17 protein-coding genes are annotated in these 14,673 nt (G+C 73.8%); 16 read left to right on the top strand and 1 reads right to left on the bottom strand.

The annotated features are described in order from the left end of the window. Positions 1 to 5 precede the first annotated feature (5 nt). From ABZS66_RS38040 to ABZS66_RS38115, 16 genes are all read left to right on the top strand, one after another. Positions 6 to 1,208: an aromatic ring-hydroxylating dioxygenase subunit alpha gene (locus ABZS66_RS38040; RefSeq protein ID WP_354766464.1), complete on the top strand. Its 1,203-nt coding sequence runs from the start codon at positions 6 to 8 to the stop codon at positions 1,206 to 1,208. Next, positions 1,205 to 1,936: a hypothetical protein gene (locus tag ABZS66_RS38045; RefSeq protein WP_354766466.1), complete on the top strand. Its 732-nt coding sequence runs from the start codon at positions 1,205 to 1,207 to the stop codon at positions 1,934 to 1,936. Before ABZS66_RS38040 ends, ABZS66_RS38045 begins: the two co-directional genes overlap by 4 nt. Continuing rightward, on the top strand, positions 1,933 to 2,862 hold the full coding sequence (locus ABZS66_RS38050; RefSeq protein ID WP_354766468.1) for a hypothetical protein: 930 nt from the start codon (positions 1,933 to 1,935) through the stop codon (positions 2,860 to 2,862). The genes ABZS66_RS38045 and ABZS66_RS38050 overlap by 4 nt, the downstream gene beginning before the upstream one ends. Next, complete coding sequence (locus tag ABZS66_RS38055) at positions 2,859 to 3,611, top strand: SDR family oxidoreductase (protein ID WP_354766470.1); 753 nt, start codon at positions 2,859 to 2,861, stop codon at positions 3,609 to 3,611. Before ABZS66_RS38050 ends, ABZS66_RS38055 begins: the two co-directional genes overlap by 4 nt. Further along, complete coding sequence (locus ABZS66_RS38060; RefSeq protein ID WP_354766472.1) at positions 3,608 to 4,237, top strand: hypothetical protein; 630 nt, start codon at positions 3,608 to 3,610, stop codon at positions 4,235 to 4,237. The genes ABZS66_RS38055 and ABZS66_RS38060 overlap by 4 nt, the downstream gene beginning before the upstream one ends. Further along, positions 4,234 to 4,977, top strand: coding sequence for an arylmalonate decarboxylase (locus tag ABZS66_RS38065; protein ID WP_354766473.1), 744 nt, complete (start codon positions 4,234 to 4,236; stop codon positions 4,975 to 4,977). The genes ABZS66_RS38060 and ABZS66_RS38065 overlap by 4 nt, the downstream gene beginning before the upstream one ends. Further along, positions 4,977 to 5,135, top strand: coding sequence for a hypothetical protein (locus ABZS66_RS38070; protein ID WP_354766475.1), 159 nt, complete (start codon positions 4,977 to 4,979; stop codon positions 5,133 to 5,135). Before ABZS66_RS38065 ends, ABZS66_RS38070 begins: the two co-directional genes overlap by 1 nt. A gap of 21 nt (positions 5,136 to 5,156) precedes the next feature. Then, the gene (locus ABZS66_RS38075) at positions 5,157 to 5,291 is read left to right on the top strand and encodes a hypothetical protein (protein ID WP_354766477.1); all 135 of its coding nucleotides are present in this window, start codon (positions 5,157 to 5,159) and stop codon (positions 5,289 to 5,291) included. A gap of 268 nt (positions 5,292 to 5,559) precedes the next feature. Further along, a complete protein-coding gene (locus tag ABZS66_RS38080) occupies positions 5,560 to 6,600 on the top strand; it encodes an aromatic ring-hydroxylating dioxygenase subunit alpha (protein WP_354766479.1) in 1,041 nt (346 codons plus the stop codon). Between the two features lie 11 nt (positions 6,601 to 6,611). After that, on the top strand, positions 6,612 to 7,232 hold the full coding sequence (locus ABZS66_RS38085; RefSeq protein ID WP_354766481.1) for a nucleoside deaminase: 621 nt from the start codon (positions 6,612 to 6,614) through the stop codon (positions 7,230 to 7,232). A gap of 42 nt (positions 7,233 to 7,274) precedes the next feature. Then, positions 7,275 to 8,273, top strand: a complete 999-nt coding sequence (locus ABZS66_RS38090) for a hypothetical protein (protein WP_354766483.1) — start codon at positions 7,275 to 7,277, stop codon at positions 8,271 to 8,273. Next, complete coding sequence (locus ABZS66_RS38095) at positions 8,270 to 9,505, top strand: amidohydrolase family protein (protein WP_354766484.1); 1,236 nt, start codon at positions 8,270 to 8,272, stop codon at positions 9,503 to 9,505. Before ABZS66_RS38090 ends, ABZS66_RS38095 begins: the two co-directional genes overlap by 4 nt. A gap of 7 nt (positions 9,506 to 9,512) precedes the next feature. Further along, positions 9,513 to 10,259: an ABC transporter ATP-binding protein gene (locus ABZS66_RS38100; protein WP_354766486.1), complete on the top strand. Its 747-nt coding sequence runs from the start codon at positions 9,513 to 9,515 to the stop codon at positions 10,257 to 10,259. Next, positions 10,256 to 11,104 carry an ABC transporter permease gene (locus ABZS66_RS38105; protein WP_354766488.1) on the top strand — a complete coding sequence of 283 codons (849 nt, stop codon included), beginning with the start codon at positions 10,256 to 10,258 and terminating at the stop codon, positions 11,102 to 11,104. The genes ABZS66_RS38100 and ABZS66_RS38105 overlap by 4 nt, the downstream gene beginning before the upstream one ends. A gap of 26 nt (positions 11,105 to 11,130) precedes the next feature. Then, positions 11,131 to 12,303: a hypothetical protein gene (locus tag ABZS66_RS38110; protein ID WP_354766490.1), complete on the top strand. Its 1,173-nt coding sequence runs from the start codon at positions 11,131 to 11,133 to the stop codon at positions 12,301 to 12,303. Beyond that, on the top strand, positions 12,300 to 13,718 hold the full coding sequence (locus ABZS66_RS38115) for an FAD-binding oxidoreductase (protein WP_354766492.1): 1,419 nt from the start codon (positions 12,300 to 12,302) through the stop codon (positions 13,716 to 13,718). Before ABZS66_RS38110 ends, ABZS66_RS38115 begins: the two co-directional genes overlap by 4 nt. Positions 13,719 to 13,858: 140 nt before the next feature. Here the strand turns inward: ABZS66_RS38115 and ABZS66_RS38120 are convergent. Continuing rightward, positions 13,859 to 14,673 (bottom strand): FAD-dependent oxidoreductase (locus tag ABZS66_RS38120; protein ID WP_354766494.1); only part of this gene is annotated, 815 nt, incomplete at its 5' end.

Raw genomic sequence — 14,673 nt, forward strand, 5'->3', positions numbered from 1 at the left:
ACGCCATGTTGAAGAACTTCTGGTACGCGGTCGAGTTCGCCGAGCGCGTCACCACCAAGCCGGTGCGGGTCACCTGCCTCGGCCAGGAGCTCGCGCTGTACCGCACGCCGAAGGGCCGCCCGGTCGCACTCTCCGACCTGTGCGTGCACCGCGGCGCCGCGCTGTCCGGCGGCTGGACGAAGGGCGACACGCTCGTCTGCCCGTACCACGGCTGGGAGTACCAGCCCGACGGCGCCTGCTCGAAGATCCCGGCGAACCAGCCGGGCCGGGGCATCCCGAAGAAGGCCCGGGTCGACTCGTACCCGGTCGTCGAGCGGTACGGCTTCGTCTGGGTCTTCCTCGGCGACCTCCCGGAGGCGGAGCGCCCGCCGATCCCGGTGTGGCCCGAGTTCGACGACCTGGTCGCGAACGGCGGCTCGTTCAAGGCGGTCACCGGCGAGTACCTCTGGAAGTCCAACTACGAGCGGATCCTGGAGAACGGCTGCGACATCGCGCACACGCCGTTCGTCCACGCGGGCGCGTTCGGCAACCCGGAGCGCCCCGACGTCGAGGAGTACGAGCTCGAGATCCCCGACGAGTGGTCGGCGTTCGCCACGGTGCGGCTGCACCCCCCGGCGCCGAAGGGCCTGTGGGCGCGGATCGGCCGCCGGGGCAGGGACCTCAAGGACCGCCCGCCGGTGGCGACCACCGCCGGCTGGATGCTGCCGAACATGATCAAGCTGCATGTCCGGCTGCCGCTGGGCAACCTGATCATCTACGACACCAACATCCCGATCGACGAGACGACCACGCTGGTCAAGTGGGTCGCGCTGCGCGACTTCTTCACCGGCAACTGGGCCGACAGGAACACGATCCAGCGCGTGCACCGCATCTTCGGCCAGGACGCGCCGGTCGTCGACCGGGTCCGGCCCGAGCTGCTGCCCTTCGACCTGGGCGCGGAGCTGCACGTCAAGAGCGACCTCATCGCCGTGCACTACCGCCGCCGCCGGCAGGAGCTGGCGGAGCAGGGCTGGCTGCTCGGCGAGGAGGACCGGATCATGGGCGACGTGCCGCGCCGCGAGGCGACCGTCATCCCGTCGCCCGCCCGTCGCGAGAACCCCGAGCTGGCCCGCGCCTGGGTGCACAAGGCGAAGGGCCTGCACCCCACGGTGGCCGAGGCCGAGCGCATCGGCGCGGAGCGCGCCGAAGAAGAAGGAGAGCCGTCGTGAGCCCGTCGCTGCCCGCCGCGCTGGCGGAGCACACCCTCCAGCAGCTGCTGGACCGCGTGCCCCTCAAGGAGGTGGGCGCGCCGTACCGGACCCTGCGCTCCCCCATGACGCCCGACCCGGTCGGCGTGGTGCGCGTGTTCCAGGGGGACGGCGTGGTCGACCGCGTGATCACCGTCAGCCTGGTCGTGCCGATGATCCACCTGGACAGCCACATGGTGTTCGCCTTCACCGCTGCCGATTCGGCGGTACCGCACTTCACGCTCGACTCGGTGCACGGCGGCGAGTACTACGCGTACCACCTGGACCTGATCCCCCGGGCCGAGCTCTCGCCCCATCTGTCCTACATGGACGCGGCGTACCACCCGCTGACCCCGCTCTACGAGTCCGCCGCGGAGCGGGAGGGGCTCACCCGGGCGCACATCAGCCCGCGGCAGCACGCGCTCATGTCGCCGTGGATGCTGGTGCACCGGGCGAGTGAGGAGGCCTTCGCGGGCATGACCCCGATCGTCTCCTCCTATCTGGAGCACTGGCTCGGCCTGCTGGGAGGGTTCCCGCCAGACGTCATCGGCTCGCTCGCCGACACCGACCTCGCGGCTCGCGACGCGGCCGTGCGGGGCAACCTGTTCAGCCCCGACGTCGACCCGGTGTGGTCGCAGGTTTCCCGCCTCCTCGGTACCGAGGCTTCGGATGAGATCCGCGAACTCCTCATCGGCGGGCCGGTGGCATGAGCGAGCCCTCCGGTTGGCAGCAGCGCATCGCGGGCGAGTGGGTCGGCCGGCCCAGCCTCTTCGACGCCGACGGCACGTGGCGCGGCTACGAGGACATCCGGCGCTCGTCGGTGTTCGAGGACGGCGTCACGACGTACTACATGGACGGCGGCCTCGACGGCGGCGGCCCGCTCGCCGGCCGGTTCCGGCTCGGGGCGCCGTTCGCGTTCGGCGTCGTCGACTCGGACGCGGACCGGATCTACACCGGACCCGACTTCCACGGCTCCGGCCAGCCCTACGGCTCGTTCGTCGACGCCGCCTACTACGGGCCGGGCTGGCAGGTCGGGCTGAACACCTGGAACCAGGTCATCGGCGACGGCGACACGCAGGTGTACTCCTCGATGCTGTACCAGGGGCCGTCGGTGGTCGGCTGCTTCAACGGCGTGTACCACCGGGGCCTCGCCGCGGAAGCGCTGGCCGAGCACCTGGCGGCGGAGACCCGCAACGGCCCGGTGCCGTTCATCCTGCCGACCAAGCAGGCCGGTGCCTACCGCGGCGAGTGCTCGTACTGGGGCGCCGACCAGAAGCTGGTCGGCCCGGTCGACGTCGCGGTCGCCCTCACGCCGGTGGACCTGCTCCGCACCCGCCTGACGGTGACCTGGTCGGGCGCCGTCGAGCTGGCCTTCGACGCCGACTGGCGCCGCGACGGGTTCCGCTCCTTCTACGAGGGGCCAGGCGCGTGGGGCAACGCCGTCGCCTACGGGCGGGCGAACTACGCCTCGCTGCACGTCGCCGGGTCCGCCGTGCGGCTCACGAGCCGCGAGTTCATGATCGACGCCACGCCGGGCATGAGCGCGGGCTCGACGCTCGCCGTCGCCTACCGGGTCCACGCCGGCATGACGCTCTCCGGGGTCGTCCACGGCGTGCTGCGGTGGAGCCCGTCGTGACCGTCGTCGTGGTCACCGGCGGCACCCGCGGCATCGGCGCCGGCCTGGTGCGCGCGTTCACCGACCGCGGCTGCGCGGTCGTCTACTGCGGACGGTCGGCCGCCGCGGTGTCGCGGGAGCGGCTGCTGGCCGTCCGGGCCGACGTCACCGACCGCGACGACGTGCGCCGGGTGTGGGACGAGGCGGTGAACGCCTTCGGGAAGGTCGACGTCTGGATCAACAACGCCGGCGTCACCACCGCCCGGCGGCCGCTGTGGGACCTGCCGCCGGACGAGCTCGACACGGTCGTCGACGTCAACCTCCGCGGCCTCGCCCACGCGTGCGCCGTCGTCCTCGGCGCGATGCGCGCCCAGGGCCACGGCGCGCTGTGGAACATGGAGGGCTTCGGCTCGGGCAACCAGAAGGCGCTCGGCCTCGCCGGCTACGGCATGACGAAGCGGGCCGTCACGTACCTCACCGACGCGCTCGCCAAGGAGCTCGGCAAGGACTCCCCGGTGACCGTCGCGCACCTCTCCCCCGGCATGGTCGTCACCGACCTGCTCTCGCACGACTACTCCCCCGACGAGCTGGCCCGGGTCAAGAAGGTCTTCAACATCCTGGCCGACCGGGTCGAGACGGTCACCCCGTGGCTCGCCGAGCGGGTGCTCGCCGGCGTCCCCAACGGCGGCCGGGTCGCCTGGCTCACCACCCCCAAGGCGTTCGGCCGGTTCGCCACGGCACCGTTCCGCAAGCGGGACCTGTTCGCGTGACGCACGACTACCCCGTCGCCCTCGCCGTCGAGGACTTCGTCCCGACGTTCCTCGCCCTGGCCGGCTTCTGGCTGCTCGCCGGCCTCGGCCCGCACGTCTGGTGGGGCCGGGCCGGCGCCGTGCTCATCGGCGCCGGCGGTGTCGCGAAGTCGGTGTGGAAGCTGCTCGTCGCCGGCTTCGACGTCGACCTGCCGTGGCTGGAGGCGTCGCTGTTCCCGCTCATGGCCGCGGGCGCGGCACTGCTCGTCCGGACCCTGGCGGGCGCGCTGCGCGGCGGCCGCCCGGTGCCCTGGTGGCCGTTCGCGCTCGCCTACGCCGCGGCGGTCGCCGGCTGCGTGGCCGTGGGCAGCCTGCGGCCGATGTTCTTCCTGGCCACCACCGGCGTGACCGCGCTCAGCGTGCTCGGCGCGATCCTCGCCGGCCGGCGGCGGGCCTGGGGCGCGATCGCGCTGTTCGCCCTCAGCTTCGCCCTCGTGACGGCGCTGGTGCCGCTGCGCAGCCACCCCGAGCACGAGACCCTCACCGTCCAGTGGATCGAGCAGTCGACGAACACCGCCGCGCAGCTGGCGCTGCTGGTCGCCGCCTGGCTGACGGTCCGCGCTGCCTCTTCGAAGGAACAACCATGACCGATGCGCTCGGCTGGCGGCGCAAGTTCGGCGTGATCGCGCCGTCCACCAACACGATCGTCGAGCCGGACTTCGCCGCCCTCGCGGTGCCCGGCGTGACCTCCCACTTCTCCCGCATCCACATCCGCAACCAGGACCTGTCCAGCGACGAGAACTTCGAGGGCCTGCTCACCCAGATCCGCGACGAGATCGGCTTCGCCTGCGAGCGGGTGCTCACCTGCGAGCCCGACGCCATGGTGATGGGCATGTCGGCCGAGACGTTCTGGGGCGGCGTCGAGGGCAACCGGCAGTTCGTCGCCCAGATCAACGGCATCACCGGCCTGCCGGTGGCGACCGGCGCCGAGGCCTGCGAGCGGGCCCTGCACCTGTTCGGCGCCAGGCGCATCGGCGTCGTCACCCCGTACCAGCCGGTCGGCGACGAGAACGTGGTCCGCTTCTTCTCCGAGATCGGCTTCGAGGTGGTGAAGATCAAGGGCCTGAAGTGCCCGACGGCCGTGTCGATCGCCCACGTCACCGAGGACGAGCTGCGCAACGCGCTGATCGAGGTGAACGGCCCGGACGTCGACGCCCTGGTTCAATGTGGAACGAACCTGTCGATGGTCCGCCTGGCCGACGAGGCCGAGCGCTGGCTGGGCAAGCCGGTCATCGCCATCAACGCCGCGACCTGGTGGATGGCGCTGCGGTCCAACGGCATCGAGGACAAGGTGTACGGCGCCGGCCGCCTGCTCCGGGAGCACTGATGGTCACCGCGCTGTACGGTGCCTTCGCCGCAGCGCTCCTGCTGGCATCCGGGTTCGCGGGCACCCGACGCCGCGCCGCGGGCCCCCGGGTCCCGGCCGTGGTGACGATGCTGGTCCTGGTGGTGGCGGGCGCCTCGATCTGGCGCCGGGCGTCCTGACACTGGCAGTTCCTCGGCGCGGTGGCGATGTTCGCCGCGGCCGCGGCCGGCGTCTCCACCCCGTGGCTGGGCAACCTCGGCGAGGTGGTCCTGCTGTCGACGCTGACGTGGACCGCTGTCCACGTCAGCCGCGTCGACAGCGTCCGGGCACGGTAGCCCGCACGGTCGCTCGACGCCGGCTCGCGACGCCGCGGTAACGCGGGTGAAACGGGCCGGTCCGACCATGGCCCTGGGAGGTGGGCCGTGACCGTCGCACATGTGCTGGGCGTGGATGCCCGCCGCCGGGTGCACCGCACGGCGTGGACGCGGGGCCGGATCGCGCACGGCTGACCATCGTCGCCGGCGGCCGCGCGGCCGTCGCGCTGATCCCGGTCCGCCGAGCGGATGCGGGCCGGTTGCCGTTCACGCCTCCGGGAGCTGTGCCATGTCCATCACCCCGACACCGTCCGCGGTCGCGCCGCCGCGGGACTGCACCTTCGACACCGCCGACTGGGCGATCCTGGCCCGCGGCTGGTACGCCCTGGCCCGGGCCGAGGACGTCGGCGCCGCCCCGGTCGCGGCGACGCTGCTCGACGTGCCACTGGTCGTGTACCGCACCGCGGACGGCATCGTCGTCGCCGACGACCTGTGCCCGCACCGGGGCGTGCCGCTGTCGCTCGGCACCGGCGACGGCGACACGATCGCCTGCGCCTACCACGGGCTGCGCTTCGGCGCCGGCGGCGCGTGCGTGGGGATCCCGGCCGACCCCGCGGCGAAGATCCCCGCCCGCATGCACCTGCGCACGTATCCGGTCGTCGAGCGGTACGGCCTCGTCTGGACCTGCCTCGACCCGCAGGGCGACGGCGTGCCGCCGCTGCCCGGCTGGGACGAGGACGGCTTCCAGCGGGTCACCTGCCCGCCGTTCGACGTCGCCGCGTTCGCCGGCCGGCAGGTCGAGGGGTTCCTCGACGTGGCGCACTTCGGGTTCGTGCACCCGGGCACGTTCGGCGACCCGGACAACCCGGTCGTCCCGCCGTACAACCCGGTCGCCACCGCCGACGGGTTCACCGTCGACTACTGGTCCACGGTCGCCAACTACCCGCACGGCGCCGGGCTGCGCGCCCCCGACGGGTACCGGTGGCTGCGCCGCTTCGCGCTGCACCTGCCGTTCACCGCGACCCTCGTCGTGCACTTCCCCGACGGCGGGCGGCTGTGCATCATGAACGCCGCCACCCCGGTCTCGGCCCGGCGCACGCGGATGTTCGCGCCGATCGCCAAGGACTTCGCCATCGACCAGCCGGCGAGCGAGATCTTCGACTTCAACCTGCGGGTCTTCGAGGAGGACCGGCGCATCGTGGAGGTCCAGAAGCCGGAGAACCTGCCGCTCGACCCGCGCATCGAGGTCAACATCGCCGCCGACCGCAGCTCCGTGGCCTACCGCCGCGGCCTGCGGGCGATGGGCCTGAGCCACTTCTTCACGGCCTGAGGGGGTACCGCATGGAGCTCACCACCACCCGGTTCGGCGTCGGGCTGCCGGGCTGGGTCGCCGAGGAGATCGCCCGGGTCGAACCGGCCCTGCCGGACGTCGAGGCCCGGATGCGCGTCGCGCACCGCCTGGCCCGCCGCAACCACCGCGAGGGCACCGGCGGGCCGTTCGCGGCCGTCGTCAGCGACGCCGCCACCGGCGAGGTTCTCTCGGTCGGCGTGAACCTGGTGCTGGCCAGCGGCCTGTCCGGGATGCACGCCGAGGTCGTCGCCCTGTGCCTGGCCCAGGCCGGCGCCGGCACCTGGGACCTCGGCGGCGCCGGCCGGCCGCCGGTCGAGCTCGCGGTCAACTGGCGGCCGTGCGCGATGTGCTACGGCGCCGTGCTGTGGTCCGGCGTCGCCCGGCTGGTCATCGCCGGCGAGGGCGACGAGGTCGAGCACCTCACCGGCTTCGACGAGGGCCCGATGCGGCCCGACTGGAAGGAGCAGCTCGCCGCCCGCGGGGTCGACGTGCGCACCGACGTGCTGCGCGACGAGGCCCTCGACACGTTCCGCGAGTACGGCGAGCGCTCCGACGTCGTCGTCTACAACGGCGGCGGCCGCGGCCGGGGTCCGGAAACGCAAGGTTCATAGTGGCGAAACCGCCGATGTCGGCTTGACCACGAGATTGTTGCTGTGGCCAACATTGCGCAGGCCGCCTGGGAGGTTGCTCAGGCGGCCTGCCCCAAGCACATGGCACACGGGCCGTGCGCCGGTGTGGCGGACGACGGCGCCTGCGAGGTGCCGGGCTTCGGGTCGTGCCCGTACACCGGCGAGTGGCCGTTCCCCGCCGCGCCCGCCGCTGCCGGGCGCGCCACCCCGCGGGCCGGGACCAGGCCCTTCATCCTCACCGACCTGCCGGCCGCACCGCTGGACGCCGCGAGCCTGCGGGCCGCCGCGCGCACCCTTGCCGGGGCCGCCGACGCGTTCCTGCTCGGGGACCACGGCGCCGAGCGCGTGCAGTTCCCGCCGTCGTACCGGGCCCGGATCCTCGCCGGTGAGGGGCTCGCCGCGTGGCCGGGGATCAACTGCCGCGACCGGAACCGGGTCGCGCTGGAGGGCGAGCTCGCCGCGTGCGCCGACGCCGGGGTCGCCGGCGTGCACTGCGTGACCGGGGACCATCCGGCGCTCGGCCACCGGCCCGACGCGACGGGCGTCTTCGACGTCGACTCCACCGGGCTCGTCGCCCTGGCCCGCGCCGCGGGGCTGCCCGTGTCGGTGGCGCACGCGCCGGCCGCGCCGCCGGTGGCGCTGCGGCTGCCGCGGCTGCTCACCAAGGTCGCGGCCGGTGCCGACGTGGTCGTCGTCGACCACTGCGGCGGGGCCGGGCCGGTCCATCGCGCCGTCGACGCGCTGCGCGCCGCGGGGTTCGCCGGGACCGTGCTCGCCTGCGTCCCGGTCGCCACCGACGCCGTCTCCGCCGGGGTCCTCGCGGGCTTCGCCGCGGGCCGGCTTCCCCACCGGTACCTGGAGCGGTCGCGGGTCGACGGGATCGGCGCCGCCGTCGGGCTCGCCCGGGAGGTGCTCGCGCACCCGGGGGTCGACGGCGTCAACCTGTCCGGTGGCAGCCGCGCGGGCAACAGCCTCGCGATGGCCCGCGACCTGGCCGTCATCGGGCGGGAGCTGCGCTCATGAGCACCGTCTGGCTGCGCAACGCGACCCTCGCCGACGGGCGGCGGTGCGACGTCGGGCTCGCCGGCGCGACCATCGAGGCGATCGCTGCGCCCGGGCCGGGCGCGGCGGGCGACGTCGACCTCGACGGGTACGTGCTGCTGCCCTCGTTCGTCGAGCCGCACGCCCACCTCGACAAGGCGCTCACCGCGTCGCGGGTCGAGAACCCGGCCGGGGACCTGCTCGGCGCGATCCACGCGATGCACGCCGCCGCCGGCGGGTTCACCAGGGCCGACATCGCGCGCCGGGCCGACCGGGCGCTGCGCACGATGCTCGCGCACGGCACCACCGCCGTGCGCAGCCACGTCGACGTGGGCTCCAGCATGGGCATGCGGGCCCTCGAAGCACTCACCGAGGTCCGGGCCGCCTGGGCCGGGACCGTCGACGTGCAGCTCGTCGCGCTCGTCGGCAACCCCCTCGCCGGCCAGGGCGGGGCGAACCTGCGCGACGCGCTGCGCAACGGCGCCGACGTCGCCGGCGGGTGCCCGCACCTCGACCCGGCGCCGGACCGGGCCGTCGGCATCTGCCTCGACGCCGCCGGGGAGGCCGGCAAGCCCATCGACCTGCACACCGACGAGACCCTCGACCCGGGCAAGCTGACCCTCGCCACCCTGGCCGACCTGGTGCTGCGCACCGGGTTCGCGCACGGCGCCACCGCCAGCCACTGCGTGAGCCTGGCCGTGCAGCCGGTCGCGGTCCAGCAGCGGGTCTCCGAGCTGGTCGCCGCGGCCGGGGTCGCCGTCGTCGCGCTGCCCCAGACCAACCTGTACCTCCAGGGGCGCGACCACCCCGTCGGGCCGCCCCGCGGGCTGACCGCCGTGCGCCCGCTGCAGGCCGCGGGCGCGCTCGTCGCGGCCGGCGGGGACAACCTGCGCGACCCGTTCCACCCCGTCGGGCGGGGCGACCCGCTCGAGGTCGCCGCGCTCATGGTGACCGCCGGGCACCTGCTGCCGGCCGCCGCGGTCGCGTCCGTGACCGCGGCGCCGCGGGCCGCCCTCGGACTGCCGGGCGTCGCCGTCGAGCCCGGCGCGCCCGCCGACCTCGTCGCCCTGCGCGGCGAGGACCTGGTCGCCGCGCTCGGCGCCGCCGACCAGGACCGGCTCGTCTGGCGGGCCGGACGGCTCGTCGCCCGGATCACCGTCACCCGGACTCTGCAAGCCCCAGCACCGCCAGAACGCTCGCTCGAAGGGAGCTGACCGCCCCGTGACACTCGCGACGACAGCAGCACTGCGGTTCGACCGCGTCGACAAGACCTTCAAGGACGGCACCACGGCCCTCGTCGGTGCCGACTTCGCCGTGGCACCCGGCGAGTTCGTCTCCGTCGTCGGCCCGTCCGGCTGCGGCAAGAGCACCCTGCTGCGCATCGCCAGCGGCCTCGACGCCGCCAGCGCCGGGCAGGTTCACGTCGGCACCGACCGGCTCGGGTACGTCTTCCAGGACGCCACCCTCCTGCCCTGGCGCACCGTGCGGGCCAACGTCGAGCTCCTCGCGGAGCTGCACGGGCTGGCGAAGGCCGAGCGGCGCCGGCGCTCCGCCGAGGCCCTCGAGCTCGTCGGGCTCACCGGCTTCGACAAGCACATGCCGCACGAGCTGTCCGGCGGCATGCGCATGCGGGCCTCGCTCGCCCGCTCGCTGACGCTGTCGCCGGAGCTGTTCCTCTTCGACGAGCCGTTCGGCGCGCTCGACGAGATCACCCGCGAGCGGCTCAACGACGAGCTGCTGAGCCTGTTCCGGCTGCAGCGCTTCGCCGCGCTGTTCATCACCCACTCGGTGATGGAGGCGGTGTTCCTGTCCACCCGGGTCCTGGTCATGTCGGGCCGGCCGGGCCGCATCCTCGCCGACATCGAGATCCCGTTCGACTACCCGCGCGAGCCGTCGCTGCGCTTCACCGCGCAGTTCGCGGCGCTGTGCGGCGAGATCTCCGGCCACCTGCGGGGAGCGCAGGCATGAGCACGATCACCGAGGCCGAGAAGGTCGCCCTGACCACCGTCGCGCCACCCCGCCGCCGCCGGCCGGTGCGCCTGTGGCGGGTGCTGCCGCCGATCGGCGTGTTCGCGCTGATCCTCGCCGGCTGGTACAGCATCTCCTACCTGGTGCTGGACGAGGCCCGCCGGTTCCTGCTCCCGCCGCCGCACGAGATCATCGACGTCGGCTTCCTCGACCAGCGCAACCTCCAGGCCCTCCTGCGCGGGCTGTGGCTGACCACCGAGGTGGCGCTGCTCGGCCTCGCGATCGCCATCGTCATCGGCGTGTCGGCCGCGGTGCTGATGAGCCAGGCGAACTGGCTGGAGGTCTCCGTCTACCCCTGGGTCGTGATCCTGCAGACGATCCCGATCCTGGCCCTGGTACCGCTGATCGCCCAGTGGACCGGGTTCGGCTTCTCCAGCCGGCTGCTCGTCTGCGTGCTCATCGCCCTGTTCCCGATCATCGCGAACACCCTGTTCGGCCTGCAGTCGGCCGACGCCGGGCTGCGCGACCTGTTCCGGCTGCACGGCGCCGGGCGGCTCACGCTGCTGGTCAAGCTGATGTTCCCGGCGAGCCTGCCGGCCATGTTCGCCGGTTTCCGCATCTCGGCCGGCCTTTCGGTCATCGGCGCGCTCGTCGGCGACCTGTTCTTCAAGCAGGGCGAGCCGGGCCTGGGCATCCTCATCGACGTCTACCGCGCCCGCCTGCAGTCCGAGCAGATGTATGCGGCCGTCTTCCTCGCCAGCCTGCTCGGCATCGCCGTGTTCCTGTTCTTCGGCTGGCTCGGCCGGCGCGTCGTCGGCAAGTGGTACCAGGCCAGCCGCGGCTGATTCGAACCCACCCCCAGGGAGCATGTATGCACCGTTCGAAGTGGACAGCCCTCCTCACCACCACCCTCACCGCGGTCGCGCTCGCCGGGTGCGCCGCCGACGACGGAGCCGACACCGGAGCCTCCGCCGGCCCGTCGGCCTCGGCCGGCTCCGCCTACGACCTGGCCAGCGTCTGCCCGTCGACGATCGTCGTGCAGACCGACTGGAACCCCGAAAGCGAGCACGGCGGCACCTACAAGCTCGTCGGCCCCGGCGCGAAGATCGACGCCGACAAGAAGCGGGTCAGCGGCGCGCTCGTCGCCAAGGACGGCACCGACACCGGCGTCGACATCGAGATCCGGGCCGGCGGCCCGGCGATCGGCTTCCAGAACGTCGCCGCCCAGATGTACGCCGACACCTCCATCACCCTCGGCTACGGCGGCAGCGACGACGCGATCGCGTTCTCCAAGACCCAGCCGACCCTGGGCGTGTTCGCGGGCATGGAGAAGAGCCCGCAGATCATCATGTGGGCGCCGGACGCCCACCCCGACTGGCAGAGCATCGCCGACATCGGCAAGACGGACACCAAGGTGTTGTACTTCCAGGGCGCTGCCTACATGGACTACCTCACCGGCAAGGGCATCCTGAAGAAGGCCCAGGTCGACGGCTCCTACGACGGTGCGCCGGCCAACTTCGTCGCCAGCGCCGGCAAGGTCGCCCAGCAGGGCTTCGCCACCGCCGAGCCCTACATCTACGAGCACGAGATCAAGGCGTGGGGCAAGCCGGTCAAGTACCAGCTCATCGCCGACGCCGGCTACGACTTCTACCAGCAGATGCTGGCCATCCGCACCGGCGAGAAGGAGAAGCTGGCGCCCTGCCTGAAGAAGCTGGTGCCGATCATGCAGCAGGCCCAGGTCGACTTCATGAACGACCCCGCATCCACGAACAAGCTGATCCTGGAGCTGGTCGAGAAGTACAACAACGGCTGGACCTACAGCCAGGGTGTCGCCGACAACTGCGTCAAGCAGATGAAGGCGCTCGGCATCGTCGGCAACGGCAAGGACGCCACCATCGGCAACTTCGACGAGACCCGGCTGTCCTCGCTCATCGACATCACCAAGCCCATCTTCGCCGCGCAGAACAAGGAGATGAAAGCCGACGTGAAGGCGGCCGACCTGGCCACCAACGAGTTCATCGACCCGTCCATCGGGCTGAAATGACCGACGCCACCGCACCGGCCGGGAGCCACCGCGCTCCCGGCCGGGGGCCGGCCGGCGGGCCGGTCAGCGAACCGGTCCGGGAGCCGGCCCGGTTGCCCGGCAACGCGCACCCGCTGCCGCCGGCCACCGTCGACAAGCTGACCGACGACCTCGTCGAGGCGTTCGGCGCCGCGGCGGTCCGCCGTGACCACGCCGGCCGGCTGTCCGCCTCGACCGACTGGGCGCACATGAGCCCGGTCCTCGCCCCGCTGCTGCCGGGCGGGGTCGCCGACGTCGTGGTGTTCCCGCGCGACGCCGCCGGCATCGCCCTCGCCGTCGCGCTGGCCCACCGCCGCCGGGTCCCGGTCACCCCGCGCGGGCAGGGCACCGGCAACTACGGCCAGGGGATTCCGCTGTACGGCGGGATGGTCCTCGACACCAGCCGCGCCACCACGATCCACGCGGTGACCGACGGGGCGGTCAGCGCCGACGCGGGCGCGTCGTTCGTGGCGCTGGAGAAGGCGGCCCGGGTCAGAGGCCAGGAGCTCGCGATCCTGCCCTCGACGGTCGGCAGCACGCTCGGCGGGTTCATCGCCGGCGGCTCCGGCGGCACCGGCTCGCTCGCCAACGGCGCGATCTGGACCGGCTACCTGCACGAGCTGCGGGTGGCCGCGTGCACCGACGAGCCGCGGCTGCACTCGGTACCGTATCCGGAGAACACGGCGATGGCGCACGCGTTCGGTGTCAGCGGGGTCATCGCGGGGGCGACCGTGGCGCTGCGCCCGGCGGTGCCGTGGACGGCGCTGTTCGCCGCGTTCGACACTCTCGAGCGGGCCGCGGCCGCCGGCGAGGCGCTCTTCGAGCTGGCGCCGACCCCGCGGCTGGTGTCGCTCGACGAGCCCGGCATCACCGAGACCTACCGGCCCGCCGACCGGGCGATGCCTCCTGGCGCGGTGTCGCTGCGGGCGATCGTGTCCGTCGACAGCGTCGAGGCCGCCGGGCGGATCGTCGCCGGGCACGGCGGCACCGTGACCGACGTGCGGGCCAACGGGCCGGCGCTGCTGGCCTCCCTGTCGTACAACCACGTCACCCACCGGGTGCGCAAGCTCCGCCCGGAGCTGACCCACCTGCAGTGCATGGGCCGCGGCCTGGTGCACCGCCGCGCCGAGGTCGCCGCGACGGTCCCCGACTCGCTGGTGCACCTGGAGGGCTTCGACATCGGCGGGTCCCGGACCTGGGTCGGGATGCTGTTCACCCGGTTCGTCGACACGCCGTCGCTGTACGCCGGGATGGACGCCCTCGCGGCCGTCGAGGTGGACGTCGACGACCCGCACACCTGGGTGCTGCACCACGACCGGCTCGACGGGGTCCGGGCGGCGGCCCGCCGCTTCGACCCGGACGGCCTGCTCAACCCGGGCAAACTCCCACCCGCCTGACGTCGCCGCGCCCCCACGCTCCGCGCCCGCCCGCGGCCGTGCGCAATGGGCGGGCGCGGTGGGCGCGTGTCGCGGGCGGGCGCCGTGGGCGGTGGGCGGGGTGCGGTGGGCGGGGGGCCGGCGGTGGGGGCTGGGGATTGCTAGCGGCGGTCGGCGAGCACCGCGTGGGCCGTGTTGCGGCCGCTGGCGCCCCATACGCCCGCGCCGGGGAACGTGCCGGCGCCGGTCAGGTAGAGGCCGGGGACCGCGGTGCGGTAGCGGGTCAGCTCGGGACGGCGGCCCAGCAGGGCGCTGAGCGGGCCGCCGGCGAACGACGGTGCCCAGCCGCGGACCAGGCCGAAGTCCCGCTCGTAGTCCTCCGGCGTCATGGCCCGCCACGCGCCGACGCCGTCGAGGAAGCCCGGCTCGGCCAGCGACGCGAGCCGGGTCAGCCACCGCCACGGCTGGTCCGAGCCGGCCCAGCCGCCGGGCAGGGCGTACGGCGTCCACAGCACCTCGAGGCTCAGCAGGTGCCCGCCGCCGGGTGGGCACATCGCCGGGTCGCGCACCGACGGCACGTTCAACAGGAACATCGGCGGGTCGGTGACCCCCGGGCCGGGGCCGGCGGCGAGGACCTGCGGCGGCGGGCTGACCACGGTGGTCGCGAGGTGCGGCTCGACGTCGACGCCGGCCAGCGCCCGCAGGGCCGGTGGCGCCGCGACGACGGCGTCCACCTTGGACTCGTACCCGTCCGGGCGGGGCCGCGCGGCGCGGCGCAGCCCGGGCGGGAGCCAGTCGACGAGGACCGTGTCCGGGTCGACGGCGCAGACCACGGTGGACGCCGGGAGCTGGGTGCCGTCGGCGAGCCGGGCGCCGCGCACCGCGCCGTCCTCCACGACCAGGCCCGCGACCGGGCTGGCGGTGCGGATCGCGCCGCCGTGGGCGGTGACGGCCGCGGCCAGCGCGGCGGGCAGGG

The organism is Dactylosporangium sp. NPDC005572, from assembly GCF_040605515.1.
Classification (GTDB): Bacteria; Actinomycetota; Actinomycetes; order Mycobacteriales; family Micromonosporaceae; genus Dactylosporangium.